The organism is Delftia sp. (genome assembly GCF_059499305.1).
The window spans coordinates 15,597-38,062 of sequence record NZ_JCABYI010000027.1 but is presented as its reverse complement, the minus strand read 5'-3'; the positions used below and the strand labels follow the sequence as shown (position 1 = coordinate 38,062).

The 22,466-nt window shown below is 67.9% G+C and carries 20 protein-coding genes and 2 tRNA genes; 12 read left to right on the top strand and 10 right to left on the bottom strand.

Annotation, left to right across the window (positions count from 1 at the left end):
- Positions 1-175: 175 nt before the first annotated feature.
- Positions 176-1,057, bottom strand: a complete 882-nt coding sequence (locus tag AC5I49_RS16295; protein ID WP_252653498.1) for a LysR family transcriptional regulator — start codon at positions 1,055-1,057, stop codon at positions 176-178.
- A gap of 205 nt (positions 1,058-1,262) precedes the next feature.
- Here AC5I49_RS16295 and AC5I49_RS16290 point away from each other — a divergent pair, with 205 nt between their 5' ends.
- Positions 1,263-2,786, top strand: a complete 1,524-nt coding sequence (locus AC5I49_RS16290; protein ID WP_495789615.1) for an MFS transporter — start codon at positions 1,263-1,265, stop codon at positions 2,784-2,786.
- A gap of 39 nt (positions 2,787-2,825) precedes the next feature.
- Entirely contained in the window at positions 2,826-3,227 is a 402-nt protein-coding gene (locus AC5I49_RS16285; protein ID WP_034367729.1) for a group II truncated hemoglobin, read from the top strand.
- Positions 3,228-3,308: 81 nt separating this feature from the next.
- Here AC5I49_RS16285 and AC5I49_RS16280 read toward each other — a convergent pair whose 3' ends face one another.
- Positions 3,309-4,730, bottom strand: a complete 1,422-nt coding sequence (locus AC5I49_RS16280) for an NAD(P)/FAD-dependent oxidoreductase (protein WP_016454802.1) — start codon at positions 4,728-4,730, stop codon at positions 3,309-3,311.
- 334 nt (positions 4,731-5,064) lie between these two features.
- Between AC5I49_RS16280 and AC5I49_RS16275 the strand changes: the two genes are divergently transcribed.
- Together AC5I49_RS16275 and AC5I49_RS16270 are read left to right on the top strand one after the other, a co-directional pair.
- Positions 5,065-5,463 (top strand): nuclear transport factor 2 family protein, encoded by a 399-nt coding sequence (locus AC5I49_RS16275; RefSeq protein ID WP_016454801.1) that lies wholly within the window; start codon positions 5,065-5,067, stop codon positions 5,461-5,463.
- Between the two features lie 124 nt (positions 5,464-5,587).
- Positions 5,588-7,030, top strand: a complete 1,443-nt coding sequence (locus tag AC5I49_RS16270; protein WP_016450754.1) for an amino acid permease — start codon at positions 5,588-5,590, stop codon at positions 7,028-7,030.
- Between the two features lie 47 nt (positions 7,031-7,077).
- On the opposite strand, the gene pdxR is transcribed toward AC5I49_RS16270, so the two are convergent.
- Positions 7,078-8,607: a MocR-like pyridoxine biosynthesis transcription factor PdxR gene (gene pdxR, locus AC5I49_RS16265; RefSeq protein ID WP_495789614.1), complete on the bottom strand. Its 1,530-nt coding sequence runs from the start codon at positions 8,605-8,607 to the stop codon at positions 7,078-7,080.
- Positions 8,608-8,790: 183 nt separating this feature from the next.
- On the opposite strand from pdxR, the gene AC5I49_RS16260 reads away from it, so the two are divergent.
- From AC5I49_RS16260 to greB, 3 genes are all read left to right on the top strand, one after another.
- Positions 8,791-8,867 (top strand) — tRNA-Arg (locus tag AC5I49_RS16260).
- A gap of 169 nt (positions 8,868-9,036) precedes the next feature.
- Positions 9,037-9,113, top strand: a tRNA-Arg gene (locus AC5I49_RS16255).
- A 117-nt stretch (positions 9,114-9,230) separates the two neighbouring features.
- Complete coding sequence (greB, locus tag AC5I49_RS16250) at positions 9,231-9,797, top strand: transcription elongation factor GreB (protein ID WP_017407186.1); 567 nt, start codon at positions 9,231-9,233, stop codon at positions 9,795-9,797.
- A 4-nt stretch (positions 9,798-9,801) separates the two neighbouring features.
- Here greB and AC5I49_RS16245 read toward each other — a convergent pair whose 3' ends face one another.
- Positions 9,802-11,151, bottom strand: a complete 1,350-nt coding sequence (locus tag AC5I49_RS16245; protein ID WP_495789613.1) for a lytic murein transglycosylase — start codon at positions 11,149-11,151, stop codon at positions 9,802-9,804.
- A gap of 86 nt (positions 11,152-11,237) precedes the next feature.
- Between AC5I49_RS16245 and AC5I49_RS16240 the strand changes: the two genes are divergently transcribed.
- Entirely contained in the window at positions 11,238-12,104 is an 867-nt protein-coding gene (locus AC5I49_RS16240; RefSeq protein WP_495789612.1) for an NAD-dependent protein deacetylase, read from the top strand.
- A 27-nt stretch (positions 12,105-12,131) separates the two neighbouring features.
- On the opposite strand, the gene AC5I49_RS16235 is transcribed toward AC5I49_RS16240, so the two are convergent.
- From AC5I49_RS16235 to AC5I49_RS16220, 4 genes are all read right to left on the bottom strand, one after another.
- On the bottom strand, positions 12,132-14,399 hold the full coding sequence (locus tag AC5I49_RS16235) for a RelA/SpoT family protein (protein WP_016450309.1): 2,268 nt from the start codon (positions 14,397-14,399) through the stop codon (positions 12,132-12,134).
- 101 nt (positions 14,400-14,500) lie between these two features.
- Positions 14,501-14,704 (bottom strand): DNA-directed RNA polymerase subunit omega, encoded by a 204-nt coding sequence (gene rpoZ / locus AC5I49_RS16230; protein ID WP_016450310.1) that lies wholly within the window; start codon positions 14,702-14,704, stop codon positions 14,501-14,503.
- An 18-nt stretch (positions 14,705-14,722) separates the two neighbouring features.
- The gene (gene gmk, locus AC5I49_RS16225; protein ID WP_016450311.1) at positions 14,723-15,352 is read right to left on the bottom strand and encodes a guanylate kinase; all 630 of its coding nucleotides are present in this window, start codon (positions 15,350-15,352) and stop codon (positions 14,723-14,725) included.
- Between the two features lie 44 nt (positions 15,353-15,396).
- Positions 15,397-16,290: a YicC/YloC family endoribonuclease gene (locus tag AC5I49_RS16220; protein WP_017407182.1), complete on the bottom strand. Its 894-nt coding sequence runs from the start codon at positions 16,288-16,290 to the stop codon at positions 15,397-15,399.
- 89 nt (positions 16,291-16,379) lie between these two features.
- On the opposite strand from AC5I49_RS16220, the gene AC5I49_RS16215 reads away from it, so the two are divergent.
- From AC5I49_RS16215 to hemW, 4 genes are all read left to right on the top strand, one after another.
- The gene (locus AC5I49_RS16215; RefSeq protein ID WP_016450313.1) at positions 16,380-17,411 is read left to right on the top strand and encodes a serine/threonine protein kinase; all 1,032 of its coding nucleotides are present in this window, start codon (positions 16,380-16,382) and stop codon (positions 17,409-17,411) included.
- Complete coding sequence (locus tag AC5I49_RS16210; RefSeq protein WP_016450314.1) at positions 17,408-18,313, top strand: PP2C family protein-serine/threonine phosphatase; 906 nt, start codon at positions 17,408-17,410, stop codon at positions 18,311-18,313. Before AC5I49_RS16215 ends, AC5I49_RS16210 begins: the two co-directional genes overlap by 4 nt.
- 99 nt (positions 18,314-18,412) lie before the next feature.
- Positions 18,413-19,015, top strand: coding sequence for an RdgB/HAM1 family non-canonical purine NTP pyrophosphatase (gene rdgB / locus AC5I49_RS16205; protein ID WP_034367744.1), 603 nt, complete (start codon positions 18,413-18,415; stop codon positions 19,013-19,015).
- Positions 19,012-20,256: a radical SAM family heme chaperone HemW gene (gene hemW / locus AC5I49_RS16200; protein ID WP_473042547.1), complete on the top strand. Its 1,245-nt coding sequence runs from the start codon at positions 19,012-19,014 to the stop codon at positions 20,254-20,256. Before rdgB ends, hemW begins: the two co-directional genes overlap by 4 nt.
- Positions 20,257-20,332: 76 nt before the next feature.
- Here hemW and AC5I49_RS16195 read toward each other — a convergent pair whose 3' ends face one another.
- Both AC5I49_RS16195 and AC5I49_RS16190 read right to left on the bottom strand, forming a co-directional pair.
- Entirely contained in the window at positions 20,333-20,689 is a 357-nt protein-coding gene (locus AC5I49_RS16195; protein WP_212646356.1) for an I78 family peptidase inhibitor, read from the bottom strand.
- Positions 20,690-20,864: 175 nt separating this feature from the next.
- Positions 20,865-22,436, bottom strand: coding sequence for an SPOR domain-containing protein (locus AC5I49_RS16190; RefSeq protein WP_495789611.1), 1,572 nt, complete (start codon positions 22,434-22,436; stop codon positions 20,865-20,867).
- Positions 22,437-22,466: the final 30 nt, after the last annotated feature.

Genomic DNA, 22,466 nt, shown 5'->3' with positions numbered 1-22,466 from the left:
GCCGCCTGCTTTGCAAAGGGAAGCTGAGGCGACAACTATCCTGACATAGAGGGCGAATCAAGAAAGGGCAGTCGGCCGCCGGGCCGAGACCCGGCCTCGAAAAACAACCACCCGGCAGGGGCAGAAACGAGCAACAGCAGGGACAAGAACGAGCAACAGCAGGGGACGGCCCCGTTCAAGACTCCTTGAACAGCCTCTCCCCCACAAAATCCACAAACGCCCTCACCTTAGGCGACAACTGCCGGCTCGACGCCCACAGCGCCGAAAACTGCCCCGTGTGCGTCAGGTCCTCCGCCAGCACCCGCTGCAGTTCGCCACGCCCCAGTGCATCCCGCGCAAGGAAGTCCGGCATATAGGCCAGCCCCATGCCCGCCACGGCCGCGCCCAGCATGGCTTCCATGTTGTTGCAGACCAGGGCGGCGGGCAGGTGGGGCGGCATGCCGGGCAGCACCCATTCCTCCAGCTTGCCGCTGGTCAGGAAGCGGTAGCGCAGGCAGCTGTGCTGTGCCAGCTCGGCGGGGGATTGCGGTATGCCCCGTGCCGCCAGGTAGTCGGGCGAGCCGGCCAGGATGAAGCGGAACGGCCCCAGCCGGCGCGCGACCAGGCGCGAGTCGGCCAGTTCGCCGCTGCGGATGACCACGTCCAGGCCGGCCTCGACCACGTCCACCAGGTGGTCGTTGAAGTCCAGGTCCAGGTCAACCTCCGGGTACAGGGCCTGGAACTCGGGCAGCACAGGCAGCAGGAAGCGGTAGCCGATGGTGGGCAGGCTCACGCGCAGCCGTCCGCGCGGCGCCTCGGCGGCGGCCTGCATGGTGGCGCGCGCATCGTGCAGTTCATCCAGGATGCGGCGGCAGCGCTCGTGGAACAGCGCGCCTTCCTGCGTGAGGCGTACCTGGCGCGTGGTGCGCTGGAACAGGCGCAGGCCCAGTTGCTGTTCCAGCCGCGCCACGTTCTTGCCGACGGCCGAGGCCGAGATGCCCAGGGCGCGCCCGGCCTCGGCAAAGCTCAGCAGGTCGGCTGCACGCACAAAGGATTCGAGTCCGCTGAAGCTGTCCATGTCGATTGCCAACCTTGGGTTGGGAGTGTGGGGAGTCTGGCGCCTATTTTCACGGCATTGCAGCGCTTTTATCGTTCATGCATGCCTGGCCATGTGCGGCCGGGAAATTGCGAAAGCCTTGCCAACCATGTCCTCCTGCCTGACTTCTTCCCGCGCACCGGATGCGCTCCACGGCACAGCGCGACCGCATGCATCCCCGGTCTGGGTGCTGTTGTCGGTGTGCCTTGCCGCGCTGGCGATGCCCCTGAGCTTTACCGGGCCGGCCGTGGCGCTGGCTGCGCTGCGCGAGGCGCTGGGCGGCGGGCCGCTGGCGCTGAACTGGGTGACGAATGCCTTCATGCTGAGCTTTGGCGCCACGCTGATGGCGGCCGGCGCGCTGGCCGATCTGCATGGGCGGCGGCGCGTTTTCCTGACCGGGCTGGGCGTGGTGCTGGCCAGTGCGCTGGCCCAGGCCTGCCTGGGCGGGCAGGGGGCCATTGTCGTGTTCAACCTGCTGCGTGCGCTGCAGGGCCTGGGCGCGGCGGCCGCGCTGGCGGGCGGCACGGCGGCGCTGGCCCAGGTGTTCGATGGAGCGGGGCGCATGCGTGCCTTCAGTGGCGTGGGCACGTCGTTTGGCGTGGGCCTGGCCTTCGGGCCGTTGCTGTCGGGCTGGTTGCTGGGCGTGGCGGGCTGGCGCGGCGTGGTGCTTTGCGTGGCCGCCGTGGCGCTGGCCGCGCTGGTGCTGGGGCTGCGCTGCATGCCGCAGTCGCGCAACCCGAAGGCGCAGCGGCTGGACCGGGCCGGTGCGCTGCTGTTCACCGCAGCCCTGGCGCTGCTGACCTGGGGCGTGCTGCAGGGGCCGGAGGCGGGCTGGTCCAGCGCTGCAACGCTGCTGCCGCTGGCCGGTGCCGCGCTGGCGCTGGCGGCCTTTGTGGCCGTGGAGCGGCGCGTGCAGCAGCGCACGGGGCAGCCCATGCTGGACCTGTCGCTGTTTCGCTATCCGCGTTTCGTGGGCGTGCAGTTGCTGGCGGGTGCGCCGGCCTATGCCTTCGTGGTGCTGCTGGTGCTGCTGCCGGTGCGCTTCATCGGCGTGGAGGGCATGGCGCCGCTGCAGGCGGGGCAGCTGATGTTTGTGCTGTCCCTGCCCATGCTGTTCGTGCCGTTGCTGGCGGGCTGGCTCACGCGCTGGGTTTCGGCCGCGCTGCTGTGCCTGGCGGGGTTGCTGGTGTGCGCTGCGGGCCTGCTGTGGCTGGGCGGGTGCGCGCCGGGCACGGCCTTTGCGCAGATGGCGGCGCCGCTGGTGTTGGTCGGCCTGGGCATCGGGCTGCCCTGGGGTTTGATGGATGGCCTGGCCGTGAGCGTGGTGCCCAGCGAGCGCGCGGGCATGGCCACGGGCATTTTCAGCACGGTGCGCGTGGCGGGCGAGGGCATGGCGCTGGCGCTGGTGGGCGCGGGGCTGGCTGCATTGCTGGCATGGCGTCTGTCGGCACTTGCAGCTCAGGCGCCCCAGGCGGTGCATGCCACCGGCCGCGCGGCGCAGTTGCTGGTGACGGGGAACATCGCCGAGGCCATGGCCCTGCTGCCCGGCCTGTCTGCACCCGCCGTGCTGGCGGCCTATGGCCAGGCCTTTGGCATCTTGCTGGATGTGCTGGCAGGCATCACGGTGCTCACGGCGCTGGCGGTGTACGGGTTCCTGCGTGCCGGGGCCCCCACGGATACCGGTACGGGCACGGACATGGCACATGCCTGACAATCGCGGGTTTCACTCAGCCGCCAGCCGCTTTTCGCCATGTCAGAGGAATCCCAAAACAACGCCCCCCAGACCCCCTATGAATGGATCGGCGGCGAGCCCAGGGTGCAGGCCCTGGTGGACCGTTTCTACGATCTCATGGACCTGGAGCCCGGCTATGCCGAACTGCGTGCCGCCCATGGCAGCACGCTGGCCGACGCGCGCCAGAAGCTGTTCTGGTTCCTGTGCGGCTGGCTGGGCGGCCCTGACCATTACCAGGAACGCTTCGGCCATCCGCGACTGCGCATGCGCCACATGCCGTTTTCCATCGGCATCCTGGAACGCGACCAGTGGGTGGCCTGCATGGACCAGGCCATGGGCGAGACCGGCGTGCCCGAGGATTTGCGCGTGCGCCTCAAGGCCAGCTTCATGAACACGGCCGACTGGATGCGGAACCGGTAGCAGGTGGCTGCCCCCGGCGCTGCTGAAAAAAAAAGGCCGGCCCCCTGCAGGAGGCCGGCCCAAGCAGCAATCGGTTGGGGTTCAGAGCTTTTCGTCGCGCATGTAGTACCAGTGGTACAGGAACCGCTGCCCCAGCCGGCGAAACGGCGCAAACGCGGGCGAGCGCACCATGTTGAAGACGTTCGGATACTCCAGCTCCGAGTTGTAGATGGGCAGCTCGAAGGTCTTGCTCTGGCGCCCCGCGATGCGCTCGGCCATGCGACGGCCCGCGTGGGCCGAGAAGGAGACGCCGTTGCCGCCATAGCCCACGGCGTAGAAGATGCTCTGGCCCGGGTCGGGCTGGAAGACGCGCGGCATCATGTCGTGGCTCACATCGACCCAGCCCCACCAGGAGTAGTCGATGGTGATGCCCTTGAGCGCCGGGAACTTGCGGTGCAGGCCGTCCACCAGCTTGGCCATGTGGATGGGGTTGGGCGCATCGGCACCCGTGACGGCGCTGCGGCTGCCGATCTGCACGCGGTTGTCGGGCAGGCGGCGGTAGTAAAAGCGCAGCGTGCGGGTGTCGGTGATGACCTGGGTGGTCTTGAAGCCCGTGGCCTCCAGCTCCTGCTCGGTCAGCGGCCGCGTGACCAGCGAGTTCGAGAGGATGGGCATGATCTTGGAGCGCAGGCTGCCATGCAGGGCGTTGCTGGTGTAGCCGCCCGTGGCAAAGCCCACGGCGCGCGCCCGCACGGTGCCGCCGGGCGTGCGCAGATGGTGCACGCCGTTGCGCGTCTCGACACCCAGCACCGGGCTGGCCGGGTGCACCTTGACGCCCAGCTCCCGCGCCTTGCGCAGGTAGCCGAAGGCCAGCTTGAGCGGGTGCACGCCGATGCCGTCGGGCTCGTGCATGGCGCCATGGCTGTCGGCATCGTTCACATAGTCGCGGCGCAGCTCCTCGGGGCTGAGCATGCGGGCGTCGTAGCCGAAGACCTCGCGCATGATCTGGGTCTCGTTGCGCAGGAAATCGAGCTTCTTTTCGCGGTGGGCGATGTAGAGGTGGCCGCCGGGCTGGGGCTCGCACTCGGGGAATTCGGCCACCAGGTCCTTGAAGGTCTGGAAGCCCTCGCGGATCTCGGCGTCGAGCTTGAGCGCCACGTCCTTGCCCCAGCGTGCGATCCATTGCGAGCGGTACAGGCGCCCGCTGGCGTTCTGCCCCTGGCCGCCATTGCGGCTGGTGCAGCCCCAGGCGGTCTGGTTGGCGTCCAGCACCACGGCGCGTATGCCGTGTTCGCGCGCCAGGAACAGCGCCGTGGCCAGGCCCGTGAAGCCCGAGCCGACGATGGCCACGTCCACGTCCATGTCGCCGGTGACCGGGCCGTCATCGTCTGGCGGGCGTCCCGCCGTGCCGACCCAGTAGGTGGGCGCATAGCCCGTGCCGTGGCCCGGGTTGGCGGCCACCAGCGGGTCGTACTGAGGGTCGTAGGGACGCAGGTGGCTGGGGCGGATGTCCTCGGCTTTCATGGCGGATGTCTCCTGGTGCGGCGGCTTGGGATCTGCCGCTTTTTGCTATGGATTCGGTGGAATGGGGCCAATGCCGGCGAGCCCTGCAAGGCCGTGCACCGACGATGGAATCAGCATAGCCAGCAGGCCATGGAGCCAGTTAGCGCCACAGCCCAGCTTTCGATAGAGCCAGCGGCAGCCGGTGCGCGCGCCTGGACCTAACGATTGATGGCATCTGGTTCTAACGGGTCCGTGTGCCTGCTACCTACCATGGCCCATCGACATTTCGATGACGCGGCGCGGCGGCCCTGCCCGGGCCCGGCGCCGTGGGACCCACCACAGACAAGGAGACAGCATGAGCGCAGACACCAACCCTCCCGACGCACAGTTCCTGGCCCGCTTTGCCGAGGCCTGGAACCGCCACGACATCGAGGCCCTGATGGGCTTCATGGCCGATGAATGCGAGTTCCACGCCGTGGCCGGCCCCGATCTCATGGGCCGCAGCTTCATCGGCCGCCAGGCCGTGCGCGAGGGCTTCCAGATGGCCTGGCAGGCCTTTCCCGATGCGGCCTGGCTCGATGGAGACCACTTCGTGCAGGGCGACCGTGGCGTGTCCGAGAGCACCTTCAAGGGCACCAAGGCCGACGGCCTGCGCGTGGAAGCGCGCATGGTGGATGTCTTCACCTTCAAGGACGGAAAGATCGCCGTGAAGAACGCCTTCCGCAAGGACCGCCCGCCGGTGGCGGCCGCCTGACGGCGCGGGGCCTTGCGGCCCCGTGCCACCGGGAACACCGGATACGCCACGGCAAGGCGCGCACCTGCGCAGCCACCACAACAGAGCATCAGCCGTGGCGCCTGAATAAAACAGGAGACAAGACATGATCGGAAATCAGCACGCCTCTTCACCGGGGCTTTCGCACGGGCTCAAGGAACGCCACATGACCATGATCGCCCTCGGTGGCGTCATCGGCGCCGGGCTGTTCGTGGGCAGCGGCGTCGTCATCAAGTCGGCCGGGCCGGCCGCGATTCTTTCCTTCCTCATCACGGGCCTGCTCGTGGTCCTGGTCATGCGCATGCTGGGCGAGCTGGCCTGCTCCATGCCCGGGGGAGGCTCGTTCTACGAGTTTGCGCGAGAGGCCTGGCGCGACCGCCCCGGCGTGGGCCGGCTGGCAGGCTTTCTGACGGGCTGGATGTACTGGTACTTCTGGGTCATCGTCGTGGCGCTGGAGGCCGTGGCCGGAGCCGACCTGGTGCGCTACTGGCTGCCCGATGTGCCCAACTGGAGCATCAGCCTGGTGCTGCTGGTGATGCTGACGCTGACCAACCTGGTGTCGGTCAAGTCCTTTGGCGAGTTCGAGTTCTGGTTCGCCTCCATCAAGGTGGCGGCCATCGTGGTCTTCCTGTTCGTGGCCGGCGTCTACGTGCTGGGCCTGACGCCCGCCTCGCAGGGCATGCACTTCGGCAACCTCACCGGCAACGGCGGCTTCATGCCCAACGGCATCGTGCCCGTGCTGACCGGGGCGGTGGCGGCCACGGGCTTTTACTTCGGCGCCGAGATCGTGACCATTGCCGCCGCCGAGACGGCCGAGCCCCAGAAGGCCGTGGCCAAGGCGACCAACTCGGTGATCACGCGCGTGCTGGTGTTCTATGTGGGCTCCATCTTCCTGGTGGCCTGCCTGGTGCCCTGGAATGCGGGCGGCATTGCCACGCCGTATGTCAGCGCGCTCAACACCATGGGCGTGCCGGCCGCCGCGCAGATCATGAATGCCATCGTGCTGACGGCCGTGCTGTCGGCGCTCAACTCGGGGCTGTATGCGTCATCTCGCATGCTGTTCGCGCTGACGCGGCGCGGCGACGCGCCCCAGGCGCTGGCCAAGGTCAGCCGCAATGGCGTGCCCACGCGGGCCATCCTGGTGGCCACGCTGTTCGGCTACGGCGCCGTGGTGATGTCCTATGTGTCGCCCGACAAGGTGTTTGCCTTCCTGGTCAACTCCTACGGCACGGTGGCGATCTTCGTCTACATCCTGATCGCCATCTCGCAGCTGCGCCTGCGCGCCCGGCTGGAGCGCGAGGCGCCCCACCAGCTCAAGGTGCGCATGTGGTGCTATCCGTACCTGACCTGGTTCGCCATCTTCGGCATGCTGTCCATCGTCATCGCCATGGCCTTCATCCCCGAGCAGCGCACGCCGCTGGCGCTGGGCGTGGCCAGCCTGTGCATTTTGCTGCTGGCCTACGCCGTGCGGCAGTTCCTGCAGCGCGGCGTGGCGCCCGTGGTGACATCGCTGTCCGAGGCTGCGCGGCCCGAGCCGCAGAAGTACTGACCCAGGGGCGACGGGACCGGCAGGGCCGGTCCCGGCCATTCCTGGCGTTACTTCTCGGGCTGCTCCTCACGGATCGCATCGGCCAGGGCCTTCACGCCCTGGCCGATGTCGTTGGCGGGTATGGATTGGTAGCCCATGCGCATGTAGCTGCCGGGCGTGCCCGGGCGGGCGAAGAACACATCGCCGGGCTCGATGAGCACGCCGTGCGCGGCGGCACGCTGCGCCAGGGCATCGACGGGAATGTGGTCGGGCAGTTGCACCCAGCACGAGCCGCCGCCGCGCACGGGCGTGATGCGGCAGCCGGGCGCATGCTCGGCCATGGCGGCCGTGAGGGCTGCGTGCCGCTCCTTCTGCGCCTGGGCCAGGCGCCGCTGCTGGGCCTCGTAGTGGCCCAGGGAGATGAACATGGCCAGCGTGCGCTGCACGAAGGTGGCGGGGTGGCGGATCATGAGCCGGCGCAGTGCGCGCAGCTCGCGGATCAACTCGGGCGCCGCCACGATGTAGCCCACGCGCAGGCCCGGCGCCAGGCTCTTGGACAGGCTGCCCACGTAGATCACGCGGTTGCTGCGGTCCAGGCTCTTGAGCGCCGGAATGGGCTGGCCGTCGAAGCTGCTCTCGCTCTCGTAGTCGTCCTCGATGAGGATGATGTCGTGCGCCTCGGCCATCTCCAGCAGCGCCTCGCGCCGGGCCAGCGGCATGGTCACGCCCGTGGGGCACTGGTGGCTGGGCGTCACGTAGAGGTAGTCCAGCTGGCGCAGCAGCGGCGTGACCGGCAGGCCCTGGCCGTCCACCGGCAGCGGGATGACCTGGGAGGTGCGGCTGCTGAAGATGTTGCGCGCGTCGGGGTAGCCGGGCTCCTCGATGCCCACGGCCGTGCCCTCGCGCATCAGCAGGTCGGCCACCATGTAGAGGGCGTGCTGCGCACCCACGGTAATGATCAGCTCGTCGGCCGAGGCCCAGACGCCGCGCCTGGGCAGGATCTTGGTCTGCACCTGCTGGATCAGCATCTCGTCGTCGCGCGCGATCTGGTCGGGCGCCCACTGGCGTATGTCCAGCACGCCCAGGGCCTTGAGGCAGCATTCGCGCCAAGCCGCCGTGGGAAACAGCTCCTTGTCGAACTGGCCATACAGGAAGGGATAGGGGTAGCGCTGCCAGTCCTCTTCCTTGACGATGCTGCGCTGCTGGCTGGGCAGCAGCCACAGGCGCCGCGACCAGTCGGTGCGGCGGCCTTCGCCAGGGGGGCTGCTGGCCGCAGCGCCGCCCGGCGTGCGCCCCTTGAGTACGTCGGGATGGATGAAGTGGCCCTTGCGCTGGCGGCTCAGCAAAAAGGCTTCCTCGGCCAGCTGCTGGTAGGCCAGCACCACGGTGATGCGTGCCACGCCCAGGTGGCGCGCCAGCTCGCGGCTGGAGGGAATGGATTCGCCGGGTGCGAGGATGCCCGAGAGGATGGCATCGACCAGCATCTCGCGGATCTGGCCCTGCAGGCTCAGGGAGGGGCGGGCGCTGCGGCGAAACAGCTGCCCCCACATGGCGCCCTCGGGCGGTTGCGGCTGCGTGGCCGCGCGCTTGTCTGTCATGTCTTGTCGTTCCCGCCGCTGCGGCGGGCCGCTCGCTGTGTTTGTCTCCCGCGCAGGTGCAGGGCAGGGCCTGCATCCGCGACCGGCCAATATAGGCCAGCGCGGTGCGCCACGGGGCCGGGAGTTTGCGATGGTTGCAATTTTTGCGGAGAGGCCGGAAATTGATATACAATCGTTGTCTTGGCGGCTGTAGCTCAGCTGGATAGAGTACTTGGCTACGAACCAAGGGGTCGTGGGTTCGATTCCTGCCAGCCGCACCAAAACGACAAGCCTCAGAACTGCAAAGTTCTGAGGCTTTTTCGTTTCAGGCGCCCGCACAGGCCCGCACAGAGGCCGTGGCAATGGTTCAGGCGCTGGGCAACGGTTATTTTTTGATATTTTCATGGTTTTCCGTAAGCGTTCAAAAAGCACGCTATAATTCGAAGCTTGGCGGCTGTAGCTCAGCTGGATAGAGTACTTGGCTACGAACCAAGGGGTCGTGGGTTCGATTCCTGCCAGCCGCACCAAAACGACAAGCCTCAGAACTGCAAAGTTCTGAGGCTTTTTCGTTTGTGCTCAGTTGGTGTCGAGGTTTGTGCGGCGTCTTCGCCTGCTGCGGTGATCTGTGTGAAGATCGGCTCCCTATGAGCAAGGCTTTCACCAAGGAATCCGACGGCGACGACGATGATGAAGTCGGCCTGCCGCCTTTGCCGCCGGGCGGCAAGAACTACATCACGCCCCAGGGCTTCGCGCGGCTCAAGGGCGAGCTGCTGGACTTGATCGACAACGAGCGCCCGCGCATCGTGGAGATCGTGCACTGGGCGGCCAGCAATGGCGACCGCTCCGAGAACGGCGACTATCTCTACGGCAAGAAGCGCCTGCGCGAGATCGACCGGCGCATCCGCTTTCTGACCAAGCGGCTGGAGATCGCCGAGGTGGTCGATCCCTCCGTGCATGCCGGCAGCGAGCAGATCTACTTCGGCGCGACCGTCACCTATGTCGATGACGAGGGCGAGGAGCGCACCATCACCATCATGGGCATCGACGAGGCCGACAGCGCACGCCAGCAGGTCAGCTGGATCGCACCCGTCTCGCGCGCCCTGCTCAAGGCCCGTGTGGGCGACGAGGTGGCCCTGCCCACACCCGCAGGTGTGCGCACGCTGGAAGTGCTGGAAGTCACCTACCCGGAGCCGGGCAGCGCCGCCGGGTGAGCGTTCAGGGCTGCAGTTTCTGCAGCAGCTCCAGCGTGGGATAGCCGTCGGCCACCAGGCCCTGGCTTTGCTGGAACTGGCGCAGGCCCGCGCGCGTGGCAGGTCCCATCACGCCATCGGCCGTGCCGGCCGAAAATCCCCGTTCGTTGAGCGCGGCCTGCAAGGCGCGCAACTGCTCGCGCGACAGCGGTGCCAGATCGCGCGGCCAGGCCGCCTGCACGCCCGGGCCACCGGCCAGCTGCTGCGACAGCAGGCCCACGCCCAGCGCGTAATTCACGGAGTTGTTGTAGCGCAGGATGGTACGGAAGTTGGCGCCCACCATGAAGGCCGGGCCGCGCGCGCCGGCCGGTGCGATCACGCTGGCATCGGCCATGGCGGGCAGGGCGGAGCCGTCCACGGCCTGCACGCCCTCGGCCGCCCATTGCGCGCTGTCCTGGCGCACGCTGGTCTCGGCGCGTGCATGGTCAAAGCCTGCCGGCAGGCGCACTTCCACGCCCCAGGGCTCGCCCGTCTTCCAGCCCGAATGGGCCAGGTAGTTCGCCGTGGAGGCCGTCACATCGGGCAGGCTGCCCCAGATGTCGCGGCGGCCATCGCCATCGGCATCCACCGCATAGGCCAGGAAGACCGAGGGCAGGAACTGCGTATGGCCCATGGCGCCGGCCCAGGAGCCGATCATGTGGGCCGCGTCGATGTCGCCGTTGTCGATGATGCGCAGGGCGGCCAGCAACTCCTTCTGAGCCCAGGCCGCGCGCCGGCCGTCGAAGGCCAGGGTGGCCAGCGCATCGACGGTGGGGAAGTTGCCGAAGTTGCTGCCGTAATTGCTTTCCATGCCCCAGATGGCGGCGATCACCTCGGCCGGCACGCCATGGCGCTGGCTGGCCGCCTGCAGCGGTGCAGCCGCTTCGCGCAGCTTGGTGCGGCCCTGGGCAATGCGCTGGGCCGAGACGGCGCTGTCCAGGTACTGCCAGGGCGTGCGCGTGAACTCGGGCTGCGAGCGGTCCAGCTGCACCGCGCGCCGCTGCAGCCGGGCCGGCTCCAGCGCGCTGCTCACGGTCTTGGCGGAGATGCCGGCCTCCAGCGCCTTGCGCGCGAAGTCCCGCTTCCAGGCCTCGAAGCTGGCGGCCTCGGCCTGCTGGGCGGCATCCGGCGCGGTGGCCGGTTCGGGCTGCACGGGCGCGACAGGCGCCGTGGGGGCCGGCATGGAGGGCAGCACCGTGACCGGCGCAGGCGCCGGCCGGGACGCGCAACCGGCCAGCAGCACGGCGGCCAGGGCGGTGGCCAGGGCGGCACGGTTGAGCGCGGCGGGATGGCGGGCGATGGGAAAGGCGTGGGCGGTGGCGTGTGCGTGAGGCATCCGGCCATTGTCTCCGCTGCACCCCGGCTCGGAGTGCAACACGGTGTTTCTGCATTGGGTGTGCGGGGCCGCTATGCTGTGCGGCCATGACCGCCATCGCTCCGCCGCCATCACCATCCCCGGTTCTGCACGATGCCGCGCTGGCCCTGCGCGCCTTGCTGCCGCCCGGCCGGCGCTGGCTGGTGCTGACGGGCGCGGGCTGCAGCACGGGCTCCGGCATTCCGGACTACCGGGATCTGGAAGGCCAGTGGAAGCGCCCCCAGCCGGTGACGCTGCAGGCCTTCATGGGCAGCCATGCCACGCGCCAGCGCTATTGGGCGCGCAGCCTGCTGGGCTGGCCCGTGATGGCGCAGGCCCGGCCCGGCCCGGCCCATGAGGCGCTGGCGCTGCTGCAGCAGCGCGGATGGATGGCCGGTCTGGTCACCCAGAACGTGGACGGCCTGCATACAGCGGCAGGCAGCGAGGGTGTCATCGACCTGCACGGCCGCATTGCCGCCGTGCGCTGCATGGGTTGTGGCGCCGGCATGGAGCGCGCCGCGCTGCAGGCCATGCTGCTGGAGCGCAACCCCGGCTGGGCCGGCCTGAGCGCCCAGGCCGCGCCCGACGGCGATGCCGACCTGGAGGGGCGCGACTTCAGCCGCTTCGACGTGCCGGCCTGCCCGCACTGCGGCGGCGTGCTCAAGCCCGATGTGGTGTTCTATGGGGAAGGCGTGCCCAGCCAGCGGGTGCAGGCCGTGCGCGCCATGCTGCAGCAGGCCGGCGGGCTGCTGGTCGCCGGTTCTTCGCTGATGGTGTATTCAGGCCTGCGCTTCGTGCATGAGGCCGTGGCCCAGGGCAAGCCGGTGGCCGCCATCAACCAGGGCCGCATGCGCTCCGAGGATTTGCTGGCCCTCAAGATCGAGCAGGACTGCGGCCCGTTGCTGCAGCAGCTGGCCCAGGACCTGGAGCAATGAAAAAGCCCCGCAGGAGCGGGGCAGTGTTCAGGGAATGACGCGCGATGCGCGCACCACCGAATGCACGCGGCGCAGGTTGCGCAGCGCGGACTCCACCTGCTGGTTGTCGTGCACCGAGATCACGAAGCACAGGTCCGTGGTGCTCATGGCGGCCTCGTCGGCCATGTCCACGCGCAGGATGTCCACTTCGGCGCCGGCCAGCTCGGCTGCCACGCGGGCGAGCACGCCCTTGCCGTTGTTGACGGTGACGACGATGCGGGCCTCGAAAAGGCGCGCGGCATCGATGTCATCTGCCCATTCCACGACGATGAAGCGGTCGCTGTCCTTTTCCTGCAGGCGCTGTGCGATCTTGCATTGCGCGTGGTGCACGATCAGGCCTTCGCCGCTGCCCAGATAGCCCACGATGGCGTCGCCCGGCACGGGCCGGCAGCACTGCGCGTAGTGGATGGAGCCCTGGTTGGAGCCGTCCAGCAGCACGGCGCCCTGGAAGGGCCGGTTGCTGGCATTGAAGCGTTCGCGCGTGAGCAGCAGGGCGTCGGGCCGGTGGCCGTGGCGCGCCATCAGCGCCGTCAGGCGCGAGGCCACCAGCGACGCAATGCGCCGGCCCATGCCGATGTCCACCATCAGGTCGGCGCGGCTGCGGCTGCCTGCCATGCGCAGCACTTCGTCCCACAGCGCCTGGTTGGCTTCATCGGCCGGCGGCACGGCGTCCATGCCTTCGGCGCGCATGGCCTGGGCCAGCAGGTTCTCGCCCAGGCGTGCCGATTCGCTTTGCGCGGCCGACTTCAGGTAATGGCGGATCTTGGAGCGCGCGCGACCGGTCTTGACGAAGCCCAGCCAGGCCGGGTTGGGCGTGGCGTCTTCGGAGGTGACGATCTGCACCACGTCGCCGCTCTTGAGTTCGGTGCGCAGCGGCACTTCCTCGTTGTTGATGCGCGCGGCGGTCATGTGGTTGCCGACCTTGCTGTGGATCGCATAGGCGAAGTCCACCACGGTGGCGCCGCGCGGCATGGCCATGATCTCGCTCTTGGGCGTGAACACGTAGACGGCGTCGGGGAACAGGTCCACCTTGACGTGGTCCCAGAACTCGGCGGCATCGCGCGTCTCGTTCTGGATGTCCAGCAGCGATTGGAGCCACTGCGTGCCCAGCTGCTCGGAATCGTGGCCGGGCTGAGCCTTGTAGAGCCAATGGGCGGCCACGCCGGCCTCGGCGACGATGTGCATTTCCTCGGTGCGGATCTGGAACTCGATGTTCACGCCCGAGGGGCCCACCAGCGTGGTGTGCAGCGACTGGTAGCCATTGTTCTTGGCAATGGCGATGTAGTCCTTGAAGCGGCCCGGCATGGGCTTGTACATCTGGTGCAGCACGCCCAGCGCCGTGTAGCAATCGATAACGCGCGGCAAGATGATGCGAAAGCCGTAGATGTCCGTCACCTTGGCAAAGCTCAGCTGGTTCTTCTCCATGCGCAGATAGAGCGAATACAGCGTGCTTTCACGGCCGGCAAGGCGGGCCTGCAGCCCCGCGCCGGCGAACTCGGCATTGACCTCGTCCTGCACGCGCTGGACCAGGTCGCGGCGTCGCTTGCGCGAGCGGGCGATGGCTTTTTCCAGCGTGGCGTAGCGCCAGGGATGCAGATGGCGGAAGGCCAGGTCCTGCAGCTCGCGGTAGGTCTGGTTCAGCCCCAGGCGGTGGGCGATGGGTGCGTAGATCTCCAGCGTTTCCGAGGAGATGCGGCCCCACTTGCTGCGCGGCATGTCGCCCATGGTGCGCATGTTGTGGGTGCGGTCGGCCAGCTTGATCAGGATCACGCGCACATCGCGCGCCATGGCCAGCAGCATCTTGCGGAAGGATTCCGCCTGGTTCTCTTCGCGCGTGTTGAACTGCAGCTTGTCCAGCTTGGTGAGGCCGTCGACCAGCTCGGCCACGTCCTGGCCGAAGCGCTGGGCGAGATCGGCCTTGGTGACGCCGCAGTCTTCCATTGCATCGTGCAGCAGCGCGGCCATCAGGGCCGGGGCGTCGAGCTTCCAGCTCGCGCACAGCGCCGTGACCGCGATGGGATGGGTGATATAGGGTTCGCCGCTGCTGCGCCACTGGTCGCTGTGGGCCTGGTCGGCGAAGGCATAGGCTTCGCGCACCTGCTCGATGCTGGTGGCATCCAGGTATCCCAGGTGCTCCATCAGTCCGGCAAAGGCATTGGCCGACACGGCGGTTGCCTGCTCTGCAGACATGCGCTCGGGCCGGGGTGGCGGTACGGGATCAGAGGGGGCTGTGAACGAAGTCAAGGCCGCTTTCATGACTTAAATGTAGCGTGCATGCTGGTTTGTGCAGGCTTCATGTAAAAAAAGCACCGCTGTGCGGTGCTCTTTGTGGGGCCATTGTGTTGCTTTGCAGCAAATCAGCCCGGAACCTTCTTCAGCATCTCGATGCCGACCTTGCCTTCGGCGATCTCGCGCAGCGCGGTGACGCCGGGCTTGTTCTTGGTTTCGATCTTGGGCGTGTGACCCTGGCTCAGCATGCGTGCGCGGTAAGTGGCGGCCAACACGAGCTGGAAGCGGTTAGGGATCTGCTCCAGGCAGTCTTCAACAGTGATGCGTGCCATCAGGATCTCCGGGAAACGTCAGTTGGGTTCAGAAATATTGAGAGACTCGAAGGTCTCTGCGCGGCGGCTGCGCTGAGCCGCATACTTGAGGCGCTGGGCGTGGATGATCGTCTTGAGATCAAACAGTGCGCTCTCGAACAATTCGTTGATTATAACGAAGTCGAATTTCGCCACCTGGGCCATCTCCTCGGCCGCGTTCTTCAGGCGCAGCTCGATCACCTCGGGCGCGTCCTCGCCCCGGTTTTCCAGGCGGGCACGCAGCTCGTCCCAGCTGGGCGGCAGGATGAAGATCAGCACGGCGTTCGGAAACGCTTGCTTGACCTGCAGTGCGCCCTGGTAGTCGATCTCCAGTAGCACGTCGGTGCCGACCTGGATGCGCTCTTCCAGCGCCTTCTTGGCCGTGCCGTAGCGGCGGCTGTGCACGTTCGCCCATTCGACGAAGGCGTTGTTCGACACCATGGCGTCGAACTCCTGGTCGGAGACGAAGTAGTACTCGCGGCCGTGCTTTTCCTGGCCACGCGGCGCGCGCGTGGTGTGGGAGACGGAAGGGGAGACGCGCGCATCGAACTCGCGCAGCGCGCGCACCAGGCTGGACTTGCCGGCCCCGCTGGGGGCCGAGACGACAAAGAGGTTTCCGGGGTAATCCATGGAATTTTGCGCAGTGTGTTCACGCATGGGCATCTGTGTTGGGCTTATTCGATGTTCTGCACCTGCTCGCGCATCTGCTCGATCAGCACCTTCATGTCCACGCTGATGCGGGTCAGCTCCAGCGTGGCGGACTTGGAGCCCAGCGTATTGGCTTCGCGGTGCAGTTCCTGGATCAGGAAGTCCAGGCGCTTGCCGATCTCGCCGCCCTTCTTGAGCAGGCTCTGGATCTCGTCCAGGTGCGAGTCCAGGCGGGTGACTTCCTCGGCCACGTCGATGCGGATGGCAAAGGCGGTGGCCTCGGTCAGGGCGCGGTCCTGGGCGGCTTCGGGCGCCACGGCGCCTTCGGCCAGGGCCATCGCTTCCTTCCAGCGCTCCATGAAGCGCAGGCGCTGCTGCTCCACGAGCTGGGGCACCAGGGGCGTGGCATCTGCCGCGAGCTTGCGCAGCTGCGCGATGCGGTCCAGCAGCATGGTGGCCAGGCGCTTGCCTTCGCGGGCGCGGGCCTCCAGCAGTTCGGTCAGGGCCTGCTCTGCCAGCGTGGGCAGCACGCTGCTCCAGTCAACGGCCGAGTTGCCGCTGCCGCTGGCCAGGCGCAGGGCGTCGGAGACGGACAGGCTGCGGGCGTCGGGCAGCCAGGACTGGACAGTGTCCTGGAGCATGGCCAGGCGCTGCAGCATGGCGGTGGAGGGGTCGGGCAGGGAGTTGCCGTCGTCGTTGTCGATGGCGGCGCGCACCTCGACCTTGCCGCGCTTGAGGCGGGCGGTCAAAAGGGCCCGCAAGGCTGGCTCATGCGCGCGCAGTTCGTCGGGCAGGCGGAACGAAAGATCCAGGAAGCGGCTGTTGACCGAGCGGATCTCCAGACCGAGCCGGCTGTTGCGGCCCGACGCTCCACCATCTTCTTCGGACGCGCCGTGCTGGGCACTGGCGTATCCGGTCATGCTGTAAACTGGCATTGGACTTTTGATGGATGCTTGCAATTGCCCGATTATCCGGGTTTCGCCCCATCCCTGAGACTCACCGGAGAAAAATGTCTTCCAAGATCAAGCCGGCGCCATTGCCGCCAGGCAGCACGATCGGCGGCTATCGGGTGGTGCGCAGGCTTGCTTCCGGCGGTTTCGGCGTCGTTTACCTGGCCTTGGATGCAGAGGGCAAGCAGGTGGCGATCAAGGAATACCTGCCCGCCTCGCTGGCCACCCGTGCCCCCGGAGAGCTGCAGCCCGCCGTGGCGCCCGAAAAACTTTCGCTGTACCGCCTGGGCCTCAAGAGCTTCTTCGAGGAAGGGCGTTCACTGGCGCAGATCTCGCACGCTTCCGTGGTCAGCGTGCTCAATTTCTTTCGCGAGAACGAAACCGTCTACATGGTGATGAACTACCTGGAGGGCGCCACCCTGCAGGACTTCGTCGTCACCGCGCGCGAGCTCAAGGCCGAGAAGGTGTTCCGTGAATCGACCATTCGCTCGCTGTTCGACGAGGTGCTGCGCGGCCTGCGCATCGTGCACCAGCACAAGATGCTGCACCTGGACATCAAGCCGGCCAACATCTTCATCACCAATGACGACCGTGCCGTGATGATCGACTTCGGCGCGGCGCGCGAGGTGCTGTCCAAGGAAGGCAACTTCATCCGCCCCATGTACACGCCGGGCTTTGCCGCGCCCGAGATGTACCGCCGCGACGCATCGCTGGGTCCCTGGACCGACATCTACGCCATCGGCGCCTGCATCTATGCCTGCATGCAGGGATTTCCGCCCAACGAGGCGCCGCAGCGCCAGGACAAGGACCGGCTCACGCTGGCGCTGACCAAGCTGCGCGGCGTGTATTCGGACAATCTCATCGAGGTGGTCGAGTGGTGCATGGCCGTGGACCCGGGATCGCGTCCGCAGTCGGTGTTTGCTCTGCAAAAGGAATTGAGCCGCGAAGGCGAGCGCCGCTACACCAAGCTCAGCGTCTCCGAGCGCATGCGCCTGCAGCTGGACACGCTGGTGACCGACGCCAAGAAGAACATGCAAAAGATCAGCGGCGCAGCGGGCCTGCCAGCCGTGGGCCAGGAGCGCAAGCCATGAGGTTTTCGGTATTCCAGCTGAGCCGCCGCGGCGGCCGTGCGCTCAATGAAGACCGCATGGGTTACTGCTACACGCGGGAAGCCGTGCTCTTCGTGCTGGCCGACGGCATGGGCGGCCATCCCGAAGGCGAGGTCGCCGCGCAGCTGGCGCTGCAGGTGATGTCCGTGCATTTCCAGCGCCAGGCCAAGCCGCTGCTCGAAGATCCGCAGGGCTTTCTGGTCGATGCGCTGCTGCACGCGCACCGGCAGATCCTGCGCTATGCCAGCGCCAAGGGAATGATCGACACGCCGCGCACCACGCTGGTCGCCGCCGTCATCCAGAAGGGCAAGATCACCTGGATCCATTGCGGCGACTCGCGCCTGTACCTGGTGCGCGGCGGCGAGCTGCTGGTGCGCACGCGCGATCACTCCTATCTGGAGATGGGCGAGATCGCCGCGCAGCTCAAGACATCGAGCCGCAACGTGCTGTTCACCTGCCTGGGCTCTCCGTCCAAGCCCATCTACGACGTGACCGAGCCGCGCCGGCTGGAGCAGGGCGACAAGCTGCTGCTGTGCTCCGACGGCCTGTGGGGCAGCGTGGACGAAGGGCACCTGCTGCGCACCCTGCACGGCCGCACCGTGTCCCAGGCCATTCCCCAGCTGGTCGATACGGCACTGCGCAATGCGGGCGATGCCAGCGACAACGTCACGGCCATTGCCATGGAGTGGGAGACGCCAGACGCCTTCGAGTCCACCATGGGCATCTCCACCCAGGACATCGAGAACGACGCGTTTGAATCCACGATCCAGGGCGGGGCAATCGAAGACCTGGAAGATGAGCTCGACGACGCGGCCATCGAGCGCTCCATCGCCGAGATCAACGAAGCGATACGCCGCTCGGCCGAGCGCCAGTTCAAGCGCTGACCGCCGCTGCCGGCCCGCGGCAGCGGTGCCGTTGGCGCGCATGGACTACCGAACCTATTGACGACAAAGGGCGCACGGGCGCCCGAATGGATTTCTACGATGAAGATTGTGTTGGCCTCCAACAACCGCGGCAAGCTCGCCGAGCTGCAAGCCATGTTCGCCCCGCTGGGGGTGGAGCTGATCCGCCAGGGCGACCTGTTCGAGGGCGAGGCGCCCGAGCCGCATTGCACCTTTGTGGAGAACGCGCTGGCCAAGGCCCGTTTCGCAGCCGAGCGCACCGGCCTGCCCGCCATTGCCGACGACGCCGGCATGTGCGTCTCGCACTTCGGCGGGTTGCCGGGCGTGGATACGGCCTACTACTGCACGCAGTTCGGCTACGAGAAAAGCGACGACAACAACGTGCGCGCCCTGCTGGAGCAGATGCAGGGCGTGGCCGACCGCCGCGCCGCCATGGTCAGCACCCTGGTGGGCGTGCGCAGCGCAAAGGATCCCGAACCGCTGATCGCCATGGGCCGTGTGCAGGGCGAGATCACCACCGAGCGCCGTGGCACGCAGGGCTTCGGCTTCGACCCCGTGATGTACATCCCCGAGCTGGGCCAGACCTTCGCCGAGATGGACCCGGCCGTGAAGCACGCGCACAGCCACCGCGGCCGCGCCACGCTGCAGATGATCGAACTCGTGCGCGAGCGCTGGGTGCGATGATTCCCATCCAGCCCCAGGATTCGGCCTCCGGCGCCCAGGCCGCCGTGCAGCGCGACATCCAGCACTACATGCGCCCCGGCACGCTGCAGCTCGGCAGCCTGCCGCCGCTGTCGCTGTATGTGCACCTGCCCTGGTGCATACGCAAGTGCCCGTACTGCGACTTCAACTCGCACGAGCACGGCCGCGACGGCCCCGAGCTGCCGGAAGACCGCTACGTCGACGCCCTGGTCGCCGACCTGGAGAGCGCGCTGCCGCTGATCTGGGGCCGCACCGTGCACAGCATCTTCATCGGCGGCGGCACGCCCAGCCTGTTCGCGCCCGAGGCCATCGACCGGCTGCTGGCCGCCATCCGCGCGCGCCTGCGCATGGAGGCCGATTGCGAGATCACCATGGAGGCCAACCCCGGCACCTTCGAGACCGACCGCTTCCGCGCCTTCCGCGCGGCCGGTGTCACGCGGCTGTCCATTGGCGTGCAGAGCTTCGACGACCGCCTGCTGCAGGCCGTGGGCCGCGTGCACGATGGCGCCCAGGCGCGTGCGGCCGTGCGCGAGGCGGCCGACAGCTTCGAGACCTTCAACATCGACCTGATGTACGCGCTGCCCGGCCAGACCGAGCTGGACCTGGCGCGTGACCTGGACGTGGCCCTGTCCTTCGCGCCGCCGCACCTGTCGGTCTATCACCTGACCATCGAACCCAATACGTATTTCGCCAAGTTCCCGCCGGCCATTCCCGAGGACGACCTGGCCTACGACATGCTGGACCGCATCACCGCGCGCACCGCCGCCGCAGGCATGCAGCGCTACGAGATATCGGCCTATGCGCGTGAGGGCCACCAGTGCTGGCACAACCGCAACTACTGGCAGTTCGGCGACTACCTGGGCATAGGCGCGGGCGCGCACAGCAAGCTCAGCTTTGCCCACCGCATCGTGCGCCAGGTGCGCTTTCGCGATCCCGCACGCTACATGGACCAGGCCCTGGCCGGCGCGCCACTGGCGCAGGACGGCGAGGTGCGCCGCGCCGACCTGCCCTTCGAGTACATGCTCAACGCGCTGCGCCTGCGCGAAGGCTTTGCGCTGCAGGACTTCATGGAGCGCACGGGCCTGCCGCTGTCGTCCATCGCCAAGGGGCTGGATGCAGCACAGGCCAAGGGCCTGATCACGCGCGACCTGGGCCGGGTGGTGCCCACGGAGCGGGGTTTTGACTTCCTCAGCGACCTGCAGGAGCTGTTCCTGGCGGAGTGAGCGGGCCAACGACCATTGAAAAAGGACGCCTCGGCGTCCTTTTTTCGTCCAGCGCCACCGCGCAATCGGTCGGCGATCAGCCGCAGCGCACGGCCACGATGCGGCCTGTGCCGTCGACCACCAGGTTCAGGCGTTCCTGATTGAACTCCATCGTCGTTGGCTGGCCTTCGCGCAGCACGCGGGCCATGTAGGCGCCCGACTGCTTGCGTGCGGCCTCCAGCGTGGCCGAGGTATTGCTCTTGCCCACGAAGGACTGGGCCGATGCCGCATTGCAGACCTGCACGGGGCGCGGGGCCGGTTGCGCCCCACCGCCGCTGCTGCTGCCACCAAAGGGATTGCCCATGCCGGCGCAACCCGCAACCAGGGTGGTGGCGCCCAGCAGGGCCAGGGCGGCAAGGCGGCGGTGCAGGGCTGGGGTGGTGATCGTCGGCATGGTCTGTCTCCTCAATTCAGGGGGTGTGTGCTGCGCAGTATCAGGGCGGGCGCTGGCGCATCGCCTCGGACAACGCCGCATACCTTAGCCGGGCTCGGGCGGTGCCATTGGCATGCGGAAGTAACAGGCGGCAGCAAAGGCATCACGAAGGCATTGCCAAGGTGCTGCCAGGGCATCACCGCCGCGCGCTGCGGCCTTCCGCAGGGGCGTGGTGGAAGACCGTGGCCTCCAGGCCCATGGCGCGTATCCTGGCCGCCGCCTGATCGGCGCTGCGCTGCTTGGCAAAGGGGCCCGAGCGCACGCGCACGATCTCGCCCTTGTTGCTGTGCAGGGTCTGGCTGAGCGTGGGCAGCTTGGCTTTCTCCAGCCGCTCCACCACGCGCCCGGCATTGGCGGCTTCAGAGAACACGCCGATGTTGATGTAGTAGTTGCCCGGCTCCAGAGCCGCCGAGGCAGGCTTGGCAGGTGCCGGGGCCTTTGCGACGGGTTCGGCAGGCTTGGCAGGCTTGGCTGATTTGGTTTCAGCCGCCACCTTGGAGGGCTTGGCGGGCGCTGGAGTGGCTGTGTGTACGGACGCTGGTGCAGGTGCAGGTGCAGGCGCTTTGGCTGGCACCAACGCGGCCTTGACGGGAATGGCTGCCGCTGCAGTGGCCGCGACGGCACCCGCAGCGCCGGCAGCTGCTACTACGGGCATGGGTTCGACCGTGCCGGAGACGGTGCTGCCGGCAGCGGGCAAGGGCGCTTGCGGATCAGGGCGCGCCTCGGCCTGGGCGACTGGCTCTTGCGGCCGGGGCGTGGGTGCGGGAGTGGGGGCGGGTGTGGGCGCCGGTTCCGTCCTTGGCGTTTCAACGGCAGCTAAGGCTGCGGCGGGCGTTGGCGCCACGGCTGGTGCAGCTGGCGAAACTGGTGCAGCGGCCGGCACGGCTTCGGATGGAATCACCTCCGTCTGTGCCGCCATGAAATGTGGCGTGCCCGACAGCGCCCAGATGCCGGCACCCGCAGCGGCGGCAAGCACCGCACCGGCCGCCACGGCCAGCCGCTTGCGCAAGGGCGTGGCCGCGCGGCGGGCCAGGCGTTCGTGCGCTGCGGCCATGTTGGGAGCCTCGCCAATGGCTTGCAGTGTGAGGCGGCGCACATGGTGCCAGTACAGGGCATTGGCGCCCAGGCCGGGAATGGCAATGGCCATCAGCACCAGCGTGGCATCGATGCCGTGGGCAATGGCCGGGGGCAGGCCCAGCGCGGGGCGCAGCAGCAGGCCCCAGACCAGGCCCGTGCCGCCGGCGGCCAGCGCGTAGAGGCCGCCCTCTTGCCACAGCCCGCGCAGCCCGCACCAGGGCAGGGTGAACAGGCCTGCGGCCAGGTTCCAAGTGGGCAGGGGCTTGCCCAGCGCATCGAAGCGCTCGAACAGCCGCAGGTAGTAGTCGCGCGAGGGCTCGCCAATCAGGCTGGCGTACAGGCCGGGCATCAGGCCTGCTCCCTGGCCACCAGTGAAGCTGGTCGTGCCGGAATTCGTGCCGGAACTTGCGCCGGGGGCCGCCCTTTCGTCGGCGGCCGGGCCGTCATCGCCGTGCTGCAGCGCATAGGCTGCGGCGGCGAAGGCGCTGGCGATCGAGGGCGGCAGCTTGCTGGGGCTCTTGGCGGTGCCGGGCTCGGCAAAGGCGGGCTCCTGCCGTGCAGGGGCCGCCTGCCTTCCGAAGTCGATGGTGGCGGGAGGTGCTGAGAGGGCTTCTTCCGATGGGGCGGGCATGTCAGCAATTGTGTCATGCACTCGTGGCTG